The 19535-nt window shown below is 73.2% G+C and carries 13 protein-coding genes and 1 riboswitch; of the genes, 4 read left to right on the top strand and 9 right to left on the bottom strand.

The features are described from left to right. Positions 1-53: 53 nt before the first annotated feature. The 6 genes from Q1A09_RS16260 to treZ all read right to left on the bottom strand — a co-directional run bounded on the left by Q1A09_RS16260 (position 54) and on the right by treZ (position 7848). On the bottom strand, positions 54-1613 hold the full coding sequence (locus Q1A09_RS16260) for an alpha/beta hydrolase (RefSeq protein WP_299957036.1): 1560 nt from the start codon (positions 1611-1613) through the stop codon (positions 54-56). Positions 1614-1689: 76 nt separating this feature from the next. Beyond that, entirely contained in the window at positions 1690-2778 is a 1089-nt protein-coding gene (locus Q1A09_RS16255) for an ATP-dependent DNA ligase (protein WP_299957033.1), read from the bottom strand. A 372-nt stretch (positions 2779-3150) separates the two neighbouring features. Further along, complete coding sequence (locus Q1A09_RS16250) at positions 3151-4728, bottom strand: HNH endonuclease signature motif containing protein (RefSeq protein WP_299957029.1); 1578 nt, start codon at positions 4726-4728, stop codon at positions 3151-3153. A 78-nt stretch (positions 4729-4806) separates the two neighbouring features. Beyond that, positions 4807-5346, bottom strand: coding sequence for a putative immunity protein (locus tag Q1A09_RS16245; RefSeq protein WP_299957026.1), 540 nt, complete (start codon positions 5344-5346; stop codon positions 4807-4809). 25 nt (positions 5347-5371) lie between these two features. Continuing rightward, on the bottom strand, positions 5372-6091 hold the full coding sequence (locus Q1A09_RS16240; RefSeq protein WP_299957024.1) for a dihydrofolate reductase family protein: 720 nt from the start codon (positions 6089-6091) through the stop codon (positions 5372-5374). A 2-nt stretch (positions 6092-6093) separates the two neighbouring features. Then, a complete protein-coding gene (gene treZ, locus Q1A09_RS16235) occupies positions 6094-7848 on the bottom strand; it encodes a malto-oligosyltrehalose trehalohydrolase (protein WP_299957022.1) in 1755 nt (584 codons plus the stop codon). A gap of 238 nt (positions 7849-8086) precedes the next feature. Here treZ and Q1A09_RS16230 point away from each other — a divergent pair, with 238 nt between their 5' ends. Genes Q1A09_RS16230 through Q1A09_RS16220 form a run of 3 tightly spaced genes read left to right on the top strand, consistent with a single transcriptional unit; the run spans position 8087 to position 11015 of the window. Further along, positions 8087-9082 (top strand): efflux RND transporter periplasmic adaptor subunit, encoded by a 996-nt coding sequence (locus Q1A09_RS16230; RefSeq protein WP_299957018.1) that lies wholly within the window; start codon positions 8087-8089, stop codon positions 9080-9082. After that, entirely contained in the window at positions 9079-9807 is a 729-nt protein-coding gene (locus Q1A09_RS16225; RefSeq protein WP_299957015.1) for an ABC transporter ATP-binding protein, read from the top strand. The genes Q1A09_RS16230 and Q1A09_RS16225 overlap by 4 nt, the downstream gene beginning before the upstream one ends. Further along, positions 9804-11015 carry an ABC transporter permease gene (locus Q1A09_RS16220; protein WP_299957012.1) on the top strand — a complete coding sequence of 404 codons (1212 nt, stop codon included), beginning with the start codon at positions 9804-9806 and terminating at the stop codon, positions 11013-11015. Before Q1A09_RS16225 ends, Q1A09_RS16220 begins: the two co-directional genes overlap by 4 nt. 51 nt (positions 11016-11066) lie before the next feature. On the opposite strand, the gene Q1A09_RS16215 is transcribed toward Q1A09_RS16220, so the two are convergent. The 3 genes from Q1A09_RS16215 to glgX all read right to left on the bottom strand — a co-directional run bounded on the left by Q1A09_RS16215 (position 11067) and on the right by glgX (position 16602). Beyond that, entirely contained in the window at positions 11067-11630 is a 564-nt protein-coding gene (locus Q1A09_RS16215; protein WP_299957009.1) for a transglycosylase family protein, read from the bottom strand. Between the two features lies 1 nt (position 11631). Next, a riboswitch (cyclic di-AMP (ydaO/yuaA leader) is annotated at positions 11632-11803 on the bottom strand. Positions 11804-12157: 354 nt separating this feature from the next. Then, positions 12158-14500, bottom strand: coding sequence for a malto-oligosyltrehalose synthase (gene treY, locus Q1A09_RS16210; RefSeq protein WP_299957007.1), 2343 nt, complete (start codon positions 14498-14500; stop codon positions 12158-12160). Further along, complete coding sequence (glgX, locus tag Q1A09_RS16205; RefSeq protein ID WP_299957004.1) at positions 14497-16602, bottom strand: glycogen debranching protein GlgX; 2106 nt, start codon at positions 16600-16602, stop codon at positions 14497-14499. The genes treY and glgX overlap by 4 nt, the downstream gene beginning before the upstream one ends. A gap of 596 nt (positions 16603-17198) precedes the next feature. Here glgX and uvrB point away from each other — a divergent pair. Next, on the top strand, positions 17199-19316 hold the full coding sequence (gene uvrB, locus Q1A09_RS16200; protein ID WP_299957001.1) for an excinuclease ABC subunit UvrB: 2118 nt from the start codon (positions 17199-17201) through the stop codon (positions 19314-19316). The last annotated feature ends 219 nt before the right edge of the window (positions 19317-19535 follow it).

The following is a 19535-nucleotide window of genomic DNA, read 5'->3' as shown; positions in this document are numbered from 1 at the left end:
CGGGTGCGCGCTCTGGCGGGTCAGCGTCGGGCCAGCCGGTCGGCGGCGCAAGGTCAGGCCGGGCAGGTCACCCCGTCCTGGGGGACGACGAGGTCGATCAGGTAGGCGTTCACGGCCGCGGTGACGCAGTCGTTCTTCGGGTAGGCGGTGTGCCCGCTGCCCTGCCAGGTCAGCAGGACCGCGTTCTCCAGGTCCGTGGCCATGTCCACCGCGCCGGGCAGCGGGGTGACCGGGTCGCCCTGGGTGCCGACGACCAGGATCGGTGCGCTGCCGGCGGCGTCCCGCTCGGGCAGCGGGGTGCGCGGGGCGTCCCAGGCCGAGCAGGTGTAGAGGCCGAGCGCGGCGTCGGCGCCGAACAGCGGGTAGGTGGCGCCCCAGCTGGTGACCAGCTCGCGCACCTGGTCGGCGCTGACGTCCTCCTCGGTGTCGGCGCAGGTGATCGTCACGTTGGCGTCCACCACGTTGCTGTAGCTGCCGTCCTCGTTGCGACCGGTGTAGGTGTCGGCGAGGGTCAGGATGCCGGCGGCGTCGCCGTTGCGTGCCGCGGCCAGCGACTGCGCCAGCTGCGGCCAGGCGCTGGGCTGGTACAGCGCCGAGCGGATGCCGTTGAGGATCAGCCCCGGCGTCGCCTGCCGGGTCTCGCCGGCCCGGGAGCTGGCGATCGGTGCCGCGGCGGCCTGGGCGAGCAGCTCGTTGACGAAGGCCCGCGGGTCCGCGCCGACCGGGCAGCCACCGATGAGGCCGGTGCAGTTGGCGGCGAAGGCGTCGAAGGCGGCCTCGAAGCCCTGGGCCTGGGCCTCCGCGAACTCCTGCCGGGTGGCGGTGGGGTCGACGGCGCCGTCGAGCACCATGGCCCGCACCTGCTCGGGGAACAGCTCGGCGTAGGTCGAGCCCAGCGTGGTGCCGTAGGAGTACCCCAGGTAGTTCAGCTGCTCGTCCCCGAGCGACTGCCGCACCAGGTCCATGTCCCGGGCGCTGTCGACGGTGCTGAAGGCGCCCAGCGCCTCGTCGTACTCCTCGGCGCAGCCGGCGGCGATGTCGTCGACCCGGGCGAACGCGGCGTCCAGCGCGGCCGCGTCGGTGGCCCGCGGGTCGGCGGCGAACAGCTCGTCCTTGTCGTCGTCGGAGATGCACTCGACCGGCGTGGAGAGCCCGACGCCGCGCGGGTCGACCCCGACGATGTCGAACCGGTTCACCACGTCGGGAGGCAGCGTCAGCGCCGACTGGATGGCGGCGTCGGTGGCCGACTGGCCCGGGCCGCCGGGGTTGACCAGCAGCGAGCCGACCCGGCCGGTCTGACCGGCGAGCGTGGCCCGCACCAGGAACAGCTGCAGGGTGCCGCCGTCCGGGTCGTCGTAGCTGACCGGCACGGTCGTCGTCCCGCAGGAGAAGGCGAGGTCGCGCTCGGAGCCGGGGCGGCCGGCGATGATCTGGTCGATGTCGGCGTCGCAGTCGGTCCAGTCGATCGGCTGGGCCTCGGGCGCCGCCGTGGTCTCCGGGGCCGAGCTGCTGGCCGCGTCGTCCGCGTCGCCGGAGGAGGTGCAGCCGCTCACGGCGAGGGTGAGGGCGAGCAGGGACCCTGCGGTGGTGGCCAGGCGGCGGTGCGCGGTCATGATCAGCAAGGGTAGGAGGCGTAGCTGTGCGCGTCAGCCGGAGCGGGCGTGACGAAGTGCTCAGCGCGGCGGGAACTCACCCGCCCAGGACCTCGGCCAGGTCGTACCGCACCGGCACCTCGAGCTGGTCGTAGGTGCACGACCGCGCGTCCCGGTCGGTGCGCCAGCGCAGGAAGTGGCCGGTGTGCCGCAGCCGGCTGCCCTCCAGCTGGTCGTACTTGATCTCGACCACCAGCTCCGGGCGCAGTGGCACCCAGGACAGGTCCTTGCCGGCGTTCCAGCGGCTGGTCGCGCCGGGCATCCGGTGCTCGCCCTCGCCGTCGGGCCCTGCCGTCGATGTCGAGGCGTTGGCCCAGTCCTGCCACGGGTGGCCGTCCAGCGCCTCGGCCCGGTAGGGGGCCAGCTCCTCGACCAGCTCGGCGCGGCGCTTCATGGTGAAGGAGGCCGCCACCCCGATGTGCTGCAGGCTGCCGGCGTCGTCGTAGAGGCCCAGCAGCAGTGAGCCGACGACCGGGCCGCTCTTGTGCCAGCGGAACCCGGCGACCACGCAGTCCGCCGTCCGGACGTGCTTGACCTTGGTCATCAGCCGCTGGTCGGGGGCGTAGGGCTGGTCGCCGCGCTTGGCGATCACGCCGTCCAGGCCGGCGCCCTCGAACTCGTCGAACCAGCGCCGGCCCACCTCGGCGTCGGAGGTGACCGTGGAGACGTAGACCGGCGCCTGCACGCCGGCCAGCGCCTCCCGCAACCGGGCCTGCCGTTCGGCGTAGGGGGTCTGCAGCAGTGACTCGTCGCCGAGGGCCAGCAGGTCGAAGGCGACGAACGAGGCGGGGGTCTCCGCGGCCAGCTTGGCGACACGGGAGGCCGCGGGGTGGATCCGCTGCAGCAGGGACTCGAAGTCCAACCGGTCCCCGCGCGGGACGACGATCTCCCCGTCGACCACGCAGCGCTCCGGCAGCTGCGCCTTGACTGCCTCGGCGACGTCGGGGAAGTAGCGGGTCAGCGGGCGCTCGTTGCGGCTGCCCAGCTCCACCTCGTCGCCGTCCCGGAAGACGATGCAGCGGAACCCGTCCCACTTCGGCTCGTAGAACCAGCCCTCGCCGGTGGGCAGCGCGGCGGCGGGCTTGGCGAGCATCGGCTTGACCGGTGGGTTCACGGGCAGGTCCATGGCGGTAGTCAAGCAGCCCGGCGGCGGCCCGCACGGTGACCGCGCTGCACCGGACGACGGTCAGCGACCGAGCGCCCCGGCCGCCTGCGGCAGCGCGGTTCCGCCGGCGCACAGGTGGCACTCCACCGGACCTGCTGGAGCCCGCGCAGCAGGAACGGCGGCATGCGCGGCACCCCGGGACGACGTCGTCGGATCGCTCGTCGCCCTCGAGCAGCTCTCGCGCCGCCGGCACGCAGCAGCCAGCGAGCGCGAGCGTGACGCCGATGGCGAGGAAGTGGCGTCTGTGCACGCGGGCGAGACTGGTCACGGCTGGTCGCTGGGTGGGACATGGCGGCATGTCGACTCTCGAGGCGATGGTCGGAACCCGGCCCGTCAGAACGGCGGTGGGTCGTCTGGTTCCGAACGTGATGGCTCGGGTCCGCCGGCTGGTCTGGGCGGCGGTGGTTCGGCCGGCCGTGGTCGGAGCCCGGGTGGTCGTCGGAGCCCGGGTGGTCGGGTGGTGCGGGTGACGCCGGAGGGGGTGGTGACGTGCAGCGTGCCGTCGTCGTCGAGGTGGAAGCGCCAGCCGGGGGCGAAGGTCTTGAGCCGGTGGTGGGAGCGGCACAGGCAGCAGAGGTTGGTGCAGTCGGTGGAGCCGCCGTGGGCGTGGGCGGTGACGTGGTCGAGGTCGGTCCAGCCGGTGCGTTGGCCGCAGTTGGGGAACCGGCAGCGTTGGTCGCGGGTGGTGACGAAGGCGCGTTGTCGGGCAGTGGGGGTGTAGGCGCTGGTCGCTGGTGGCGGGCCCAGCACCGGGCAGTGGCAGGCGTCCCGGGTAGCGGTCGCAGCCCCGGAATCGCCGCTGCCGCTGCCGCTGCCGCTGCCGCTGCCGGTGCCCGCGTCCGGGCTTGTCTGGCCGGCGGGGTGGGTCGGGCAGCCGCGGCGGGCCAGGCGGGCGAGCTCAGCAGGGGTGAGGGTCGCGAGGAGGTGCCCGTCGGGGCCGGTGAGGGCGTAGCTGAGAGTGCCGCCCTCGGGGCTGGTGAGGCCCAGGGTGCCGACGCGGGTGAGGAGTTCGCGCAGGTGTGCGGCGGTGATGGGTAGGCCGTTGACCTCACCGGTGACGGTGGCAGTGCCTTGCAGGGCGGTCAGGTCGGCGCTGATGGTCAGGTTCGCGGCCACCGCCGGCAGGCCGGAGTCGGCGGGGCGGCGGATCAGCGCCGACAGCACGTGCGCCCGCAGTGCGCCGATGGGGCGGGGGTCGCCGTCGGACTTGAGCATGCGGGCGAGTTGGTCGAGCAGGTCGTGGCACTCCACGGCCTCGTCGGTGGGCAGGTCCGCGGCCAGCGTGGACCGGCCATCGACCGGGGAGGGGTACACCCGGACGTCGGCGGTCTTCTCGGCTTCGGCCCGGCGTTCCTCCGCCGCCGCGGCGTCCAGCTCGAGCATCAGGGCGGTGGCCCGCTCGCGCAGCCGGTACACCGACAGGCTGGTGGCTTCGGGCAGCAGCGCTCTCTCGACCTGGCCGGCGACCTCGGGGCTGGTGTGGGCGAGCACGTCGGCCAGGGCATCGGCGCGGCGTTCGTCCAGGTCACCGAACTCCAGCGCGGCCAGGGTGGCGGGGAGTTTGCGGGACCAGGTCAGTGCTCTTGCCAGCCGGTGGGAGGCCGTACCGCGGCCCAGGTTGAGCACGGTGGACAGCTCGGCGGGGAAGAACTCACTGATCTCGTCGCCCTCAGCGTCGCCAGTCCAACCCGGGGAGTTCGCGCCGGGGCCATCGGGGTCCAGCGAGGCCGGTCGGGCAGCGGCCAGCTGCAGGATCAGCTGCGCCTCGAAGGCGGCGTCCATCGCCCGGCGGGCCTGCAGGCGTTGCAGCTCCGCAGCGACCTGCTCAGCCGACGCAGCTGGGACCCGGGCACCGTGCCATCGGGCGGTGAAGAAGACGTCGACGACCGCGCCGATCGGACCGGATCGCATCGCCATCGTCTCCACGCATCGAACATATGATCGAGGTACGACAGTTCTGTCGATCGAACGGGCACCTCCGGGGCCGGTTCAGGAACGGGTGCGAAGTGCCCGGTCGAGGGAGCGGAGGAGCTCCCCGACACGGCCACCTCCGGGTGGTGCGACGGGGTAGCGCAGCAGGACGTCCACGACGGCCGGGGTTGCGCGGCGACGGGCCTGGTCGATGTGCTCGTCACCCACGGCGCGGTCGTCGCCGGCGGTGAGCTCGGCAGCCCGCGCCGCATGGGCTGCCGAGCCCAGGACGTGCTTGACCTGGTGGGCGTCGGCGAGCGGGTGCAGGTACGCGGCGGACACTGCGTGCATCGCTGCTCGTGCCGCCTCACCTCCGGCTCCGGCACCGATCGCGCGGGCTGCCCGGTGTGCGTCCCAGCCGGCGTCCCGCAGGAGCTTGCTGCGTGCGCCGCCACGCGCGAACGTCCACGCGGCGGCGATCGCCTCGCGGGGTCGCGGATCTGCGGGGCAGGCCGCCTCGAAGACCTCCAGGACCTCGTCGGCGCTCTTCGCGGCGAACCGCGTCACGGCACGGAGGTCCGGCAGGCCGAGGACGACGCGCTCCACCTGGTCCGGCACGGACAGATCCTCGCCGACCCGCGGGCTACCCGCCCGCGCGGAGGTCGTACCGGGTGAACAGCACACCGTCCTCGGCCAGCACCTGCCGCAGCTCGGCCTGCCGCAGCGAGGGCAGGGCGGCGGGCAGCAGGCCCGGGCCGCCGCCGACCAGCTGCGGCGCGATCGAGAGGTCGAGCTCGTCGACCACCCCCGCCGCCAGCGCCGCGGAGAACAGCGCCGGGCCGCCCTCGCAGAGCACCTGGTCGAGACCGCGGTCGGCGAGGGCGGCCAGCGCGGCGGCCAGGTCGACGTCGTCGTCCCCGCACACCAGCACCTGCACCCCGGCGGCCGCCAGCGCCGCACGCCGTCCGGGGTCGGCGGCCGCGCAGGTCACCAGCAGGGTCGGGGTCACCGCGTCGGTGACCAGCTGGTCGCCGGGTTCCAGCGACGCCCGCCGGGAGACCACCGCGACCGGCATCGTTCCCGGCCGGCCGAGCTCGCCGCGCAGCCGGCCCACCGCCGAGTCGGCCACCACCGGGCGGTAGCCCTCGGCGGCCGCCGTCCCGGCGCCGACCAGCACGACGTCGGCCAGCGCGCGCAGGGTCCGGAACACCCGACGGTCGCCGTCGGAACCCAGCCCACCACTGCGGCCCTCGACGCTGATCGCGCCGTCCAGCGAGGCGATGAAGTTGACCCGCAGGTGCCGGCCCGGCGCGACGCGGTAGGCATCGGCCAGGCCGGCGGGGTCCCGGGGGAGGGGTAGCACGCTCAGTGCGTGGCCAGCACGACGGCGCTCTCCGCCGGCACCGTCACCTGCGTGCCGTCCAGCTCGGGCAGCTCGCCGCTGGCGAACAGCACGTGGGTGGCAGGCGCGTCCAGGTCGATCTCCCGCGGCTGGTCGGACAGGTTCGCGACGACCCGCAGCGAGCCGCGGTGCACGACCAGCCACCGGTCGGCGTCGTCCCAGTGCACCTGGACGGCGGACAGGTCGGGGTCGACCAGCTCCGGGTGCCGGCGGCGCAGCGCCAGCAACGCCTTGTGCACGGCGAGCACGTGCGCATGCGGCTCCTGCGACACCTCCGACCAGTCCAGCTTGGAGCGGTTGAAGGTCTCCGGGTCCTGCGGGTCGGGCACCACCGCGGCGTCCCAGCCGTGCGCGGCGAACTCCCCGATCCGGCCCTCCGCGGTGGCCCGGCCCAGCTCCGGCTCGGGGTGGCTGGTGAAGAACTGCCACGGGGTCGAGGCGCCCCACTCCTCGCCCATGAACAGCATCGGGGTGAAGGGGGCGGTGAGCACCAGCGTGGCGCCGACGCCGAGCAGGCCGGGGGAGAGGGAGGCGGAGATCCGGTCGCCGACCGCCCGGTTGCCGATCTGGTCGTGGTCCTGCAGGTAGCCGAGGAACTTCCACCCCGGCAGGGCGGCGGTGTCGACCGGGCGGCCGTGGTGCCGACGGCGGAAGCTCGACCAGTCACCGGCGTGGAAGTAGGCGCCGGTGAGCACCTTGGCCAGCCCGCCGAGCCCGGCGGCGGCGAAGTCGGCGTAGTAGCCCTGGCCCTCGCCGGTCAGCTGGGTGTGCAGCGAGTGGTGGAAGTCGTCGCTCCACTGCGCGTCCAGCCCGGTGCCACCGGCCACCCGCGGGGTCACCATCCGCGGGTCGTTGAGGTCGCTCTCCGCGATCAGCGTCAGCGGGCGGCCCTCGGTGACCGACAGCTTGGCCACCTCGGCGGCCATCTCCTCCAGCACGTGGGTGGCCCGCTCGTCGACCAGGGCGTGGACGGCGTCCAGTCGCAGCCCGTCGACGTGCATGTCCCGCAGCCACATCAGCGCGTTGTCGATGACGTAGCGGCGCACCTCGTCGGAGTCCGGGCCGGACAGGTTGATCGAGTTGCCCCAGGTGTTCGCCCCGCCCTCGGCGAAGATCGGGAAGAACTCGGGCAGGTAGTTCCCCGACGGGCCCAGGTGGTTGTAGACGACGTCCTGGATCACCCCGAGGCCGCGCTGGTGGCAGGCGTCGACGAACCGCTGGTAGGCGGCCGGGCCGCCGTAGGTCTCCTGCACCGCGAACCAGGCGACGCCGTCGTAGCCCCAGTTGTGCGTGCCGTTGAAGGCGTTGACCGGCAGCAGCTCGACGAAGTCGACGCCCAGGTCGACCAGGTGGTCCAGGTTCCGGATCGCCGCGTCCAGGGTGCCCTCGCGGCTGAAGGTGCCGATGTGCAGCTCGTAGACCACCCCGCCGGCGAGCGGGCGCCCGGTCCAGGCACCGTCGCCCCAGCGGTACCCGGACGGGTCGAACCGGCGGGAGAGCCCGTGCACGCCCTCGGGCTGCCGGCGCGAGCGCGGGTCCGGTCGCGGGGTCGCGTTGTCGTCGAGCAGGTAGCCGTAGTCGGCCTCGGGATCGGCGGCGACCGCGGCGCGCCACCAGCCGGCGTCGTCCCGCTGCATGTCCTGCACCTCGCCGCCGACCTGCAGGCGGACCCGCTCGGGCAGCGGCGCCCAGACGGCGAACTCGACGGGCTCGGACATGCGGGGGCCTCCAGGGCGCGAGCGGGGGGACGGGGCAGGACGATCATGCCCGGGTGCCCGGCGCTCAACCGTGACCGCGGGCACGGGCGGCGTCCACCCGGGGGATGACCAGGTAGGGACGGCGTTTCCGTCGCCGGGATGACCACAACGGGGCCTCCGCGCCGCTACCTTCCTGACGCTTCCGTTCCGCGCGACGAAGAGAGCCGACATGACGGTGGTCCGGACCTGGGTCCTGCCCGTGCTGAGAATCCTGATCTGGGCGGTGATCGCCGTCGCGCTCGTCGTCCTGGCCTTCCGCGGCAGCGGCGGCACCGAGCCGACCGGGGCCACCGGTGCGCCCGGCGTCGACCTCGGCTCCTCGTCGATCCCGGTCGGCCGCGGCACGGTGACCAACACCGTCACCGTGGACGGCGCCATCGCCGCCGACCCGGCCGTCCCGGTCAAGGCCACCGCCGCCGGCACGGTGAGCCGGCTGCGCGTCGAGCCCGGGGCCACGGTCGCGGTCGGTGACAAGCTGCTGGACGTCCGGTACGAGGAGGAGCGCGACCCGATCGAGGGCACCGACGCCGAGGGGAACCCGACGTCGACCCCGCGCGACCCGCTGGTCACCGTCGTGACCGTCACCGCGACCGCCGCCGGCCGGCTGGCCACCCTCGACGTGCTCAAGGACCAGGTGGTGGCGGTCGGCGATGCCGTCGGCACGATCTCCCCGGGCACCCTCTCGGTGACCGCCTCGCTCAGCCAGGCCGACCAGTTCCGGCTGCTCAGCCCGCCCGGCACCGCCGAGGTCACCGTCACCGGCGGGCCCGCGCCGTTCACCTGCACCGGGCTCACGCTGGGCGCCCCGCAGGGCGAGGACGACCAGGCCACCGCCGGGGTCGACCCGATGACCGGCATGCCGATCACCGCGACCACCACCGCCCGGTGCGCCGTCCCGGCCGGGGTGACCGTCTTCTCCGGGATGGCGGCGACGGTGGCCATCCAGGCCGGCGAGATCGCCGACGCGCTCGTGGTGCCGGTGACCGCGGTGCAGGGCTCGGTGCAGAACGGCACGGTGTGGGTGCCCGGTGCCGACGGCACGCCCGAGGAACGGCCGGTCACCCTGGGCCTCACCGACGGCCAGCAGGTGGAGATCACCGGCGGCCTCACCGAGGGCGAGCACGTGCTGGAGTTCGTGCCGGTGCCCGACGACGCGGCCGCCGACCCCTACGGCATGGGCGGGCCGTACGGGTGAGCCTGCTCGAGCTCTCCGGCATCGGCCGCGACGTGCGCCTCCCGGACGGCAGCCTCCTGCCGGTGCTGGCCGGGGTGGACCTCAGCATCGCGCCCGGCGAGCACGTCTCGATCGTCGGCCGCTCCGGCTCCGGCAAGTCCACCCTGCTCAACGTGCTGGGCCTGCTGGACAGCCCCACCGCCGGCAGCTACCTCCTCGACGGGCAGCCGACCGACTCCCTCGGCGGACGGCGACGGTCCCGGCTGCGGGGAGAGACGTTCGGCTTCGTCTTCCAGCAGTTCAACCTGCTGCCCCGGCGCACCGCGGAGGAGAACGTCGCCGCACCGCTGCTCTACGCCCGCGGCCGGGAGTTCCTGACCCGCACCCGGGCCGCGCGGGCGATGCTGGACCGGGTGGGGCTGGGGCCCCGCGCGCTGTCGGTGCCGGAGAAGCTCTCCGGCGGCGAACAGCAGCGGGTGGCGATCGCCCGCGCCCTGGTCCGCGGCCCCCGCGTGGTGCTCGCCGACGAGCCGACCGGCGCCCTCGACGTGGAGACCGGGGCCGCGGTGATGGCGCTGCTGGCCGAGGTGACCGCGGAGAACGGGGCCGCGCTGGTGACGATCACCCACGACCTGTCGGTGGCCGCGCTGGCCGGTCGCCGCTACCGGCTCGACCACGGCCGGCTCACCCCGGTCGCCGCCGGGGACGCCCTCGCCGCGGCGACGAGCGACCGGAGCGACGCGTGACCGGGCTGTTGGGCACCCTCAGCGAGGCCTGGGGCGAGGTCCGGGTGCACAAGGCACGCGTGCTGCTGTCGCTGGTCGGGGTCTTCCTGGCCGTGCTGGCGATGACCACCGTGACGGCGCTGGGCCAGATCGCCGCCCAGGTGCAGCAGGAACAGGCCGAGGCCAGCGGCGGGCGGACGGCGACCATCGGCGTCTCGGCCTACGACCCGATGACCGGCAGCGTGCCGCGGGACGAGTGGGACGCCGGGGTGGCCGCCCTGGTCAGCCGGTACGGGCTGCCGGAGCAGGCGGTGGCCACCCTCGCCTACGAGAACGGGCTCTACCGCTTCCCCGGCGGCACCCAGGCGGTGGAGACCCGGCGGGTGTCGCCGTCCTACGGCCCGCTGCACCGGATCCAGCCGGTGGAGGGCCGCTGGTTCCGCACCGGTGACCGGCAGAGCCTGTCGCCGGCGCTGGTGGTGAACCGTGACTTCCTCGGGCTGCTGGGCGTCACAGACCTCAGCACCCGGCCGACCGTGGTGATCGGCGGCCCGCAGCCGGTGCTCGCCACGATCGTCGGGGTGGTCGCCTGGAACGACGGTTACCCGAGCACCTACCGGATCGACTCCTCGGCCGGGGACGCCGTGGCCACGGCCGGCGGGGCCGGCTTCTGGTCGCCGCCGAGCCTGGAGCTGTGGGTGCCCTCCGACCAGGCCGACGCGGTGGTGGCCGCGGTGCAGACCGACCTGGGCCGGCTGCTGCCCGGTGCGGAGGTGCAGGCCAACCGGCAGGACCCGGAGAACCTGGAGGACACCATCGCCAAGCTCCGGCTCGCGGTGCGGGCCGCCGGGCTCGTGGTGCTGTTCCTGGGCGGGCTGGGTGTGCTGAACATCGGGCTGGTCACCGTGCGGCAGCGGATCCGGGAGATCGGCGTGCGGCGCAGCTTCGGGGCGACGTCGGCGCGGGTCTTCTCCGCGGTCGTCCTGGAGAGCGTGGTGGCGACCGCCCTGGCCGGGCTGGCCGCGGTCGCCCTGTCGGTGGCGATCGTGCGCAACCTGCCGCTGGAGCAGTGGCTGGCCGGGGGCGTCCCGCTGGTCGACGCCCCCGGCTTCCCGGTGTCGGCCGCGGTGGAGGGGCTGCTCGCGGCGACGGCCGTCGGGGCGCTGGCCGGGCTGGTGCCGGCGCTGATCGCTGTCCGGGTGAAGGTCATCGACGCGATCAGGTTCTGACGTGGGGCCCTGCCCTCCCCGCCGCACACGGTGGGGAGGGCAGGGGACTGCTCAGAGCGCCAGCTGCTGCCCGACGTAGATCAGGTTCGGGTTGCTGAGGACGCCCTGGTTGGCGGCGTACAGCGCCCGCCAGCCACCGGCGACGCCCTGCGCGGAGGCGATGCTGCCCAGGGTGTCGCCCGGCTGCACCGTGTAGCTGCCCGCGGAGGGCGCCGGGGCCGGGGCGGGCGCGGGTGCCGGATCGGCGACCGCCGTGGTGCCACCGGTCAGGTACTGGCCGCAGACCGGCCAGGCGCCGATGCCCTGGCCGTCGAGCACCCGCTCGGCGACGGCGATCTGCTGGGCGGGGGTCGCGAGGTCCGCGCGCGGGGCGAACTGCAGGCCGCCGTAGCCCTCCCAGGTGGGCTGGTAGAACTGCAGCCCGCCGTAGTAGCCGTTGCCGGTGTTGATCTGCCAGTTGCCGCTGGACTCGCAGTCGGCGACGCCGCTCCAGTCGTGCTCGCCGGCGGCCGAGGCGGGAGCGGCGAGGACGCCGATCCCGATCGCGGTCGCGCCGGCCAGGACGGCGCCGCCCCGGGTCAGGCGACGGGTACGGGACGTGTTCGTGTGGGACAAGTGATCCTCCGATCACCGCCTGCGAGGTGAGCTGTCGGGTTCGGGCTGATCGATGCCCGGCCGGTCGTGCAGCGCGCACGGCACGGCTTCACCCCGAGACGCGCGGACGCGTCGGTGGAGAGTGGTTCCCCCGCCCCCGTCCTGGAGTGCTCGGAGTCAGGCGACCGGCGGACGGGGTTGGGCGGTCCGGCGCCTCGTGCCCGGCCATTCCGGCCCGGGCACGCGACCCATGTTGTGCGAGACCGTCCGGTTCCGCTCGTGCTCTCCCGTGCCGCGTGGGCATCCGCCCAGGAGCGGTCGCGACAGGCCGACGCCTCCGCCGCTGCGCGTGGGCCGCCACCCACTCACCGTGACCACCCCTGGACGCCGAAACGGCGGCCGGGCCCGCAGGCCCGACCGCCGTCCCGTGTGGTTCGGCCCCGCTGCAGGGCCCCGCCGCGAGCTCGCGAGTGGTGGGGCTCCGGCCCCGTCCAGGGGCCCGCCCTGAGCGTGCGAAGGGTGGGGAGGACGGGGTCCTTCCACCTTCCTCAGTCGCGGACCAGCAGGGCGACCGGCAGCTGGGTGAACAGGTCGGCCAGCCGGACCCCGGCGCGGTCCGAGACCACCCGGGTGCCGGTGAGCAGGTCCCGCCAGGCCCCGGTGCGCGAGCCGACGGTGGTGTCGCCCCAGCCGGTCTCGGCCAGGTGCACCGGCCGGCGGGTCGCCACGGTCACCACCCCGCCGCGGTCGAAGGCGATCACCGAGTCGGCGGCCGGCCCGGTGGCCTCGACCGGCGTGTAGCCGGCGTAGGCCTCCGGGGAGTCCCGGCGGTGCCGCAGGGTCCGGGAGACCACGAGCAGCTTGGCCGCACCGGTCTCGTCGACCGGCGGCACCCACCCCTCGTCGAGCTTCGCCAGCAGGCTGCGCCGCAGGTCGTAGTCGACCGGACGGCGGTTGTCCGGGTCGACCAGCGAGAAGTCCCAGAGCTCGGTGCCCTGGTAGACGTCCGGGACGCCGGCGATGGTCAGCTGCAGCAGCTTCTGGCTCAGCGAGTTGCGGTACCCGAACGGCGCGATCCGCTGCACGAACGCCTCGATCTCGGCATGCGTGGTCGTGTCGTCGAAGGCCGCGTCGACCAGTGCGTGCAGCTGGTCCTCGAACTCCTGCACCGGGTTGGTCCAGGTGGTCGAGGTGCCGGCCTCCCGGGCGGCCTTCTCCACGTAGGCGTGCGCCCGCTCCCGGGACAGCGGCCATGCGCCGACCAGGTTCTGCCACACCAGGTGGGCCAGCTGCCGGTCGGCAAGCGGGTGCCGGCCGAGCCAGCCGCGCACGAGGCCGGCCCACTCGCTGGGCACCTCGGCGAGCACGGCCAGCCGCGCCCGGACGTCCTCGCTGCGCTTGGTGTCGTGCGTGGACAGCGTGGTCATCGACGCCGGCCGGCGCTCGGCCCGCCGCTGCTGCGCCTCGTGGAACTCGGCGACCGTCGTGCCGAACCGCGCCGGGTCACCACCGACCTCGTTCAGCGCGACGAACCGCGCCCACCGGTAGTAGGCGCTGTCCTCCACGCCCTTGGCCATCACCGGGCCCGACGTCTGCTCGAAGCGGGTGGCCAGCTCGGTGCCGGCCGAGCCGAGCAGCGGGTGCAGCCCGTCGACGGCGTCGGCCAGATCGGGACGGCGCTGCTTGACCGCCGCCACCGTCTCGTCCAGGTGCTCGCGGCCGTCGGGCAGGTAGCTGCGGTAGACCGGGAAGGACGCCAGCAGCTCGGCCAGGCCCTCGGTCACCTGCTCCGCCGGGACGCCCGGCAGGTCGCCGACGATCCGCTGCAGCCGGGCCACCTCCGAGCCGAGCATGCCGTCGGTGACCTCGCGCTTGCACCTCCGCACCAGCTGCGCGTAGTCCACCGGCCCCCCGGCCAGCTCGGTGTCCAGCGCGGTGACCGCGGCCTCGCCGGCCGGGTCGATCAGCACCTCGTCGACCTCGGACAGCGCGTCGTAGCCCGTCGTCCCGGCGGTCTTCCAGGACTCCGGCAGCTCCTCACCGGGCTCCAGGATCTTCTCCACCACGGTCCACCGGTTCCCGGTGGCGTCGGCGAGGGCGTCCAGGTAGCCCTTGGGGTCGGCGAGGCCGTCCGGGTGGTCGATCCGCAGGGCGTCGACCGAGCCGTTCCCGACCAGCTCCACGATCAGCGCGTGGGTGGCCCGGAAGACCTCCGGGTCCTCCACCCGCAGTCCGGCGAGGGTGTTGATCGCGAAGAAGCGCCGGTAGTTGAGCTGGTCGTCGGCGCGGCGCCAGTCGACCAGCTCGTAGTGCTGCCGGTCGTGCACCTCCTGCGGCGTAGGCGCCACGCCTTCCCCGGACTCCATCGTGCCCGGGGCGATCGGGAACCGGTTGTCGTAGTAGCGGAGCTCGCCGTCGACGACCTGCAGCTCCGACACGTCCTCGGCGCTGCCGAGCACCGGGATGCGGATCCGGCCGCCGCCGAAGTCCCAGTCCACGTCGAAGGCGTCGGCGTGCGCCGAGCCGCGCCCGTGCTGCAGCAGGTCCCACCACCAGCCGGACTCGTGCGGGTCGCTGACGCCCATGTGGTTGGGCACCAGGTCCAGCACCAGGCCGAGACCGTGCTCGTGCAGTGCGGCGACCAGCCGGTCGAAGCCGGCCCGGCCACCGCGCGGCTCGTCGATGTGCGCGTGGTCGACGGTGTCGTACCCGTGCGTGCTCCCGGCCGCCGAGCGCAGCAGCGGCGAGGAGTACGCGTGGGTGACGCCGAGGTCGGCCAGGTAGCCGGCCACGCCCGCGGCGTCATCCAGGGTGAAGTCGGCGGTCACCTGCAGCCGGTAGGTGCTGGCCGGCACCTCCCGGCGCCGGTTCGGGTCGGTGCCCGAGGTCACGGGGCGGCCTGCAGGACGACGGTCGCGCGGGGCGCGATGGTCAGCGTGTCGCCGGCCTTGACCACGACCGGCTCCACCTCGTCCAGCTCCGCGGTGTCCACGACGACGGTCCAGCCCTCGGCGTACTCACTCGGCGGCAGGACGAAGTCGATCGGCTCGTGGTGGGCGTTGAACGCCAGGTAGAAGCAGTCGTCCACCACGTCCTCACCGCGCTCGTCGGTCTCCCGGATGCCGTGCCCGTTCAGGTACACGGCCAACGCCTTGGCACCGGCGTCCCAGTCGTCGTCGTCCATCAGCTCGCCGGCGGCGGTGAGCCAGGCGATGTCCTGCACCGGGTCGCCCTCGGCGCGGCGCACCGGACGGCCGTGGAAGAACCGCCGGCGGCGGAACGTCGGGTGGTCGGTGCGCAGCTTGGTGACCAGCTTGGTGAACTCCAGCAGGCCCTCGTCGACGTCCTCCCAGTCGATCCAGGTGAGCTCGGAGTCCTGGCAGTAGCCGTTGTTGTTGCCGCGCTGGGTGCGGCCCAGCTCGTCGCCGTGCAGCAGCATCGGCACGCCCTGGGAGAGCATCAGCGTGGCGATGAAGTTGCGCCGCTGCTGCGCCCGCAACGCGAGGATCTCCGGGTCGTCGGTCTCGCCCTCGACGCCGCAGTTCCAGCTGCGGTTGTGGCTCTCGCCGTCGTTGTTGCCCTCGCCGTTGGCCTCGTTGTGCTTCTCGTTGTACGAGACCAGGTCGTTGATCGTGAACCCGTCGTGCGCGGTGACGAAGTTGATGCTGGCCACCGGGCGCCGGCCGGAGTGCTGGTACAGGTCGGCCGAGCCGGTGATCCGGCTGGCGAACTCACCGATCGACGCGTCCTCGCCGCGCCAGAAGTCGCGGACGGTGTCGCGGTACTTGCCGTTCCACTCGGTCCACAGCGCCGGGAAGTTGCCGACCTGGTAGCCGCCGTCGCCGATGTCCCAGGGCTCGGCGATCAGCTTCACCTGGCTGACGATCGGGTCCTGGTGCACCAGGTCGAAGAAGGCCGACAGCCGGTCGACCTCGTGGAACTGACGGGCCAGGGTCGACGCCAGGTCGAAGCGGAAGCCGTCGACGTGCATCTCGGTGACCCAGTACCGCAGCGAGTCCATGATCAGCTGCAGCGACTGCGGGGTGCGGACGTTGAGCGAGTTCCCGGTGCCCGTGGTGTCCATGTAGTACTGCTTGTCGTCCTCGACGAGCCGGTAGTACGCCGAGTTGTCGATGCCCTTGAACGACAGCGTCGGGCCCATGTGGTTGCCCTCGGCGGTGTGGTTGTAGACCACGTCGAGGATGACCTCGATGCCCGCCTCGTGCAGGGCCCGGACCATGCCCTTGAACTCCTGCACCTGCTGGCCGTCGGTGGCCTGGGCGTACTCGTTGTGCGGGGCGAAGAAGCCGATCGTGTTGTAGCCCCAGTAGTTGCGCAGGCCCTTCTGCTGCAGGGTGTCGTCCTGCACGAACTGGTGCACCGGCATGAGCTCGATCGCGGTGATGCCGAGGTCGGTCAGGTGCTCGATGACGGCCGGGTGGGCGACGCCGGCGTAGGTGCCGCGCAGCTCCTCGGGGATGCGCGGGTGGGTCATCGTCAGGCCCTTGACGTGCGCCTCGTAGATGACCGTCTTGTTGTACGGGGTGCGCGGCGGGCGGTCCATGCCCCAGTCGAAGAACGGGCTGACCACGACCGACTTCGGCATGTGCGCAGCCGAGTCGTCGTCGTTCTTGTCGCCGGTCTCGAAGTGGTAGCCGAACACCGACTCGTCCCAGTCGATCTGGCCGTCGATCGCCTTGGCGTAGGGGTCCAGCAGCAGCTTGTTCGGGTTGCAGCGGTGCCCCTGCGCGGGGTCGTGCGGGCCGTACACCCGGAAGCCGTAGCGCTGCCCGGCCTGGATGCCGGGCAGGAAGGCGTGCCACACGTAGGCGTCCATCTCGGGGAGCCGGATGCGCTCCTCGTTGCCGGCCTCGTCGAACAGGCACAGCTCGATCTTCTCGGCCACCTCGCTGTAGATGGCGAAGTTGGTGCCGGTGCCGTCGTAGGTAGCTCCGAGCGGATAGGCGGAACCGGGCCACACCTGGGTGGTCATGAAGGGGTCGTCCTCCTGAAGCTGATCGCCCCTGGGCTCGGGGCGCAGGGCGCGGGTCGTAACGGCTGAACCGGGGGGTTCGACGGTGGATGCCCGCGTCGCGGCCACCGCACACCTGCCGAGAGGCAGGACACGTGCGCGGGGACGGCGGGGTGTCCGGGAGGAGTCTGCCAAGCCCGCGGCCCGGGCGCAGCGTCCTGACCTCCCCGGACGCCGCCGGTGGCGTCGTACGGACGGCGGGCGATGGGCGGCTCCGGTCCGCGGGGAGCGGCGGGCCCGTGCGGCGGGGCCGGTCACCGGGTGCGTCCGCGGGGCCCTGGCGGCGCCCGCCGGAGAGGCAGGGGAGGGCGGGCAGCCCGGTCACCACCGACCTCGCCCGGGGGCCGGGTGGCGCTGGTGGTGACCGGTGCTGCTCGCTCCTGCGGGCGCCGACGCTAGGGGGTCGCGGTGGTCGACGGCAAGGCCCCCGGCCGTGTCCGACGCGCCGGCTGCACCACCTGTCCCAGGAGTGGGCAGGAGTGCGTGGGTGAGCCACGGACCAGCAGCGGGACGGCGGACGGCCCGTCCTGTCGCACCCCCGTCGTACCGTCGTCCCCGTGCCCACCTCCACCGACATCCGGCCCAGCCAGGGGCGGTTCCGTGTCGTCAGCGAGTTCGAGCCCTCCGGTGACCAGCCCGCCGCCATCAAGGCCCTCGCCGAGCGGGTGAACGCCGGCGACCAGGACACCGTCCTGCTGGGCGCCACCGGCACCGGCAAGTCGGCGACGACGGCCTGGCTGATCGAGCAGGTGCAGCGACCGACCCTGGTCATGGCGCCGAACAAGACCCTCGCCGCCCAGCTGGCCAACGAGTTCCGCGAGCTGATGCCCGACGCCGCGGTCGAGTACTTCGTCTCCTACTACGACTACTACCAGCCCGAGGCCTACGTCCCGCAGACCGACACCTACATCGAGAAGGACTCCTCGATCAACGAGGAGGTCGAGCGGCTGCGGCACTCCGCGACGAACAGCCTGCTCACCCGACGCGACGTGATCGTGGTCTCGACGGTGTCCTGCATCTACGGGCTGGGCACGCCGCAGGAGTACGTCGAGCGCGCCCTCAAGGTCAAGGTGGGGGAGCAGCGCTCCCAGGAGGAGCTGCTCCGCACCCTGGTCACCGAGCAGTACACCCGCAACGACCTCTCCTTCACCCGCGGCACGTTCCGGGTGCGCGGCGACACCATCGAGGTCTTCCCGGTCTACGAGGAGCTCGCCTGCCGGATCGAGATGTTCGGCGACGAGATCGAGCGGCTGTACTACCTGCACCCGCTGACCGGTGAGGTGGTCCGCGAGGTCGACGAGCTGTTCGTCTTCCCGGCCACCCACTACGTCGCCGGCCCCGAGCGGATGGAGCGGGCGATCGGCGGCATCGAGGCCGAGCTGGAGCAGCGGCTGGCCGAGCTGGACAAGCAGGGCAAGCTGCTGGAGTCCCAGCGGCTGCGCATGCGCACCACCTACGACATCGAGATGATGCGGCAGGTCGGTTTCTGCTCCGGGATCGAGAACTACTCCCGGCACATCGACGGCCGGGCACCCGGCAGTGCCGGCGCCTGTCTCATCGACTACTTCCCCGACGACTTCCTGCTGGTCATCGACGAGTCGCACGTGACGGTGCCGCAGATCGGCGGCATGTACGAGGGCGACATGAGCCGCAAGCGCACCCTGGTGGAGCACGGCTTCCGGTTGCCCTCGGCGATGGACAACCGCCCGCTGAAGTGGGAGGAGTTCACCGACCGCATCCACCAGAGCGTCTACCTCTCGGCGACGCCGGGGAACTACGAGCTCGGCAAGGTCCAGGGTGACGTCGTCGAGCAGGTCATCCGCCCGACCGGGCTGGTCGACCCGCAGGTCGTGGTGAAGCCGACCAAGGGCCAGATCGACGACCTGGTGCACGAGATCCGGCTGCGCACCGAGAAGGACGAGCGGGTCCTGGTCACCACGCTGACCAAGAAGATGTCCGAGGACCTCACCGACTACCTGCTCGAGCTCGGCATCAAGGTGCGCTACCTGCACTCCGAGGTCGACACCCTGCGCCGGGTGGAGCTGCTCCGGGAGCTGCGCCAGGGCGAGTACGACGTGCTGGTCGGCATCAACCTGCTGCGCGAGGGGCTCGACCTGCCCGAGGTCTCCCTGGTGGCCATCCTCGACGCGGACAAGGAGGGCTTCCTGCGCTCGGGCACCTCACTGATCCAGACCATCGGCCGGGCGGCGCGCAACGTCTCCGGCGAGGTGCACATGTACGCCGACAAGATCACCCCGTCGATGGCCCAGGCGATCGACGAGACCGGCCGCCGGCGCGAGAAGCAGATCGCCTACAACACCGAGCACGGCATCGACCCGCAGCCGTTGCGGAAGAAGATCGTGGACATCCTGGACGGCATCTACCAGGCCAGCGAGGACGCCGAGGGGGCCACCGAGCTGCTCGGGGGATCGGGGCGGCAGCAGTCGCGGGGCAAGTCGCCCGTGCCGGGGCTGTCGTCGAAGAGCCGGGCGAAGGCCGGGTCGATCGACGTCCAGGGCCTGCCGCGCAACGAGCTGGCCGACATGATCACCACGATGAACGAGCAGATGCTGGCGGCTGCCCGCGAGCTGCAGTTCGAGGTGGCGGCCCGGCTGCGCGACGAGCTCAACGAGCTCAAGCGGGAGCTGCGCCAGTTCGACGCCGCGCACGCCTGACGTGACGGCCCCCGGGCACCCGGGACGGGTGGAAGAGTTCCCGGCCCCGGGGAACTCCGCGGTCGGCTCGGGCGTTGCGGTCTTCGGGTTCCCACCGGGGCGGCTGTTGGCCGTCCGTGGTGACGAGCCCGACGTGGAGGGGAGTATCCCGGCACGGCATCGTCGTCAACACGGGGTCCGATGACCCCCGGCGCTGCTGGCCGGCCCGTGATTCGGGCC

Origin of the sequence: uncultured Modestobacter sp. (assembly GCF_947486615.1) — a bacterium.
In the GTDB taxonomy this organism is placed as follows: domain Bacteria; phylum Actinomycetota; class Actinomycetes; order Mycobacteriales; family Geodermatophilaceae; genus Modestobacter.
Note: the sequence above shows the minus strand (reverse complement) of the source record. Positions and strands in the feature narration are given on the sequence as shown.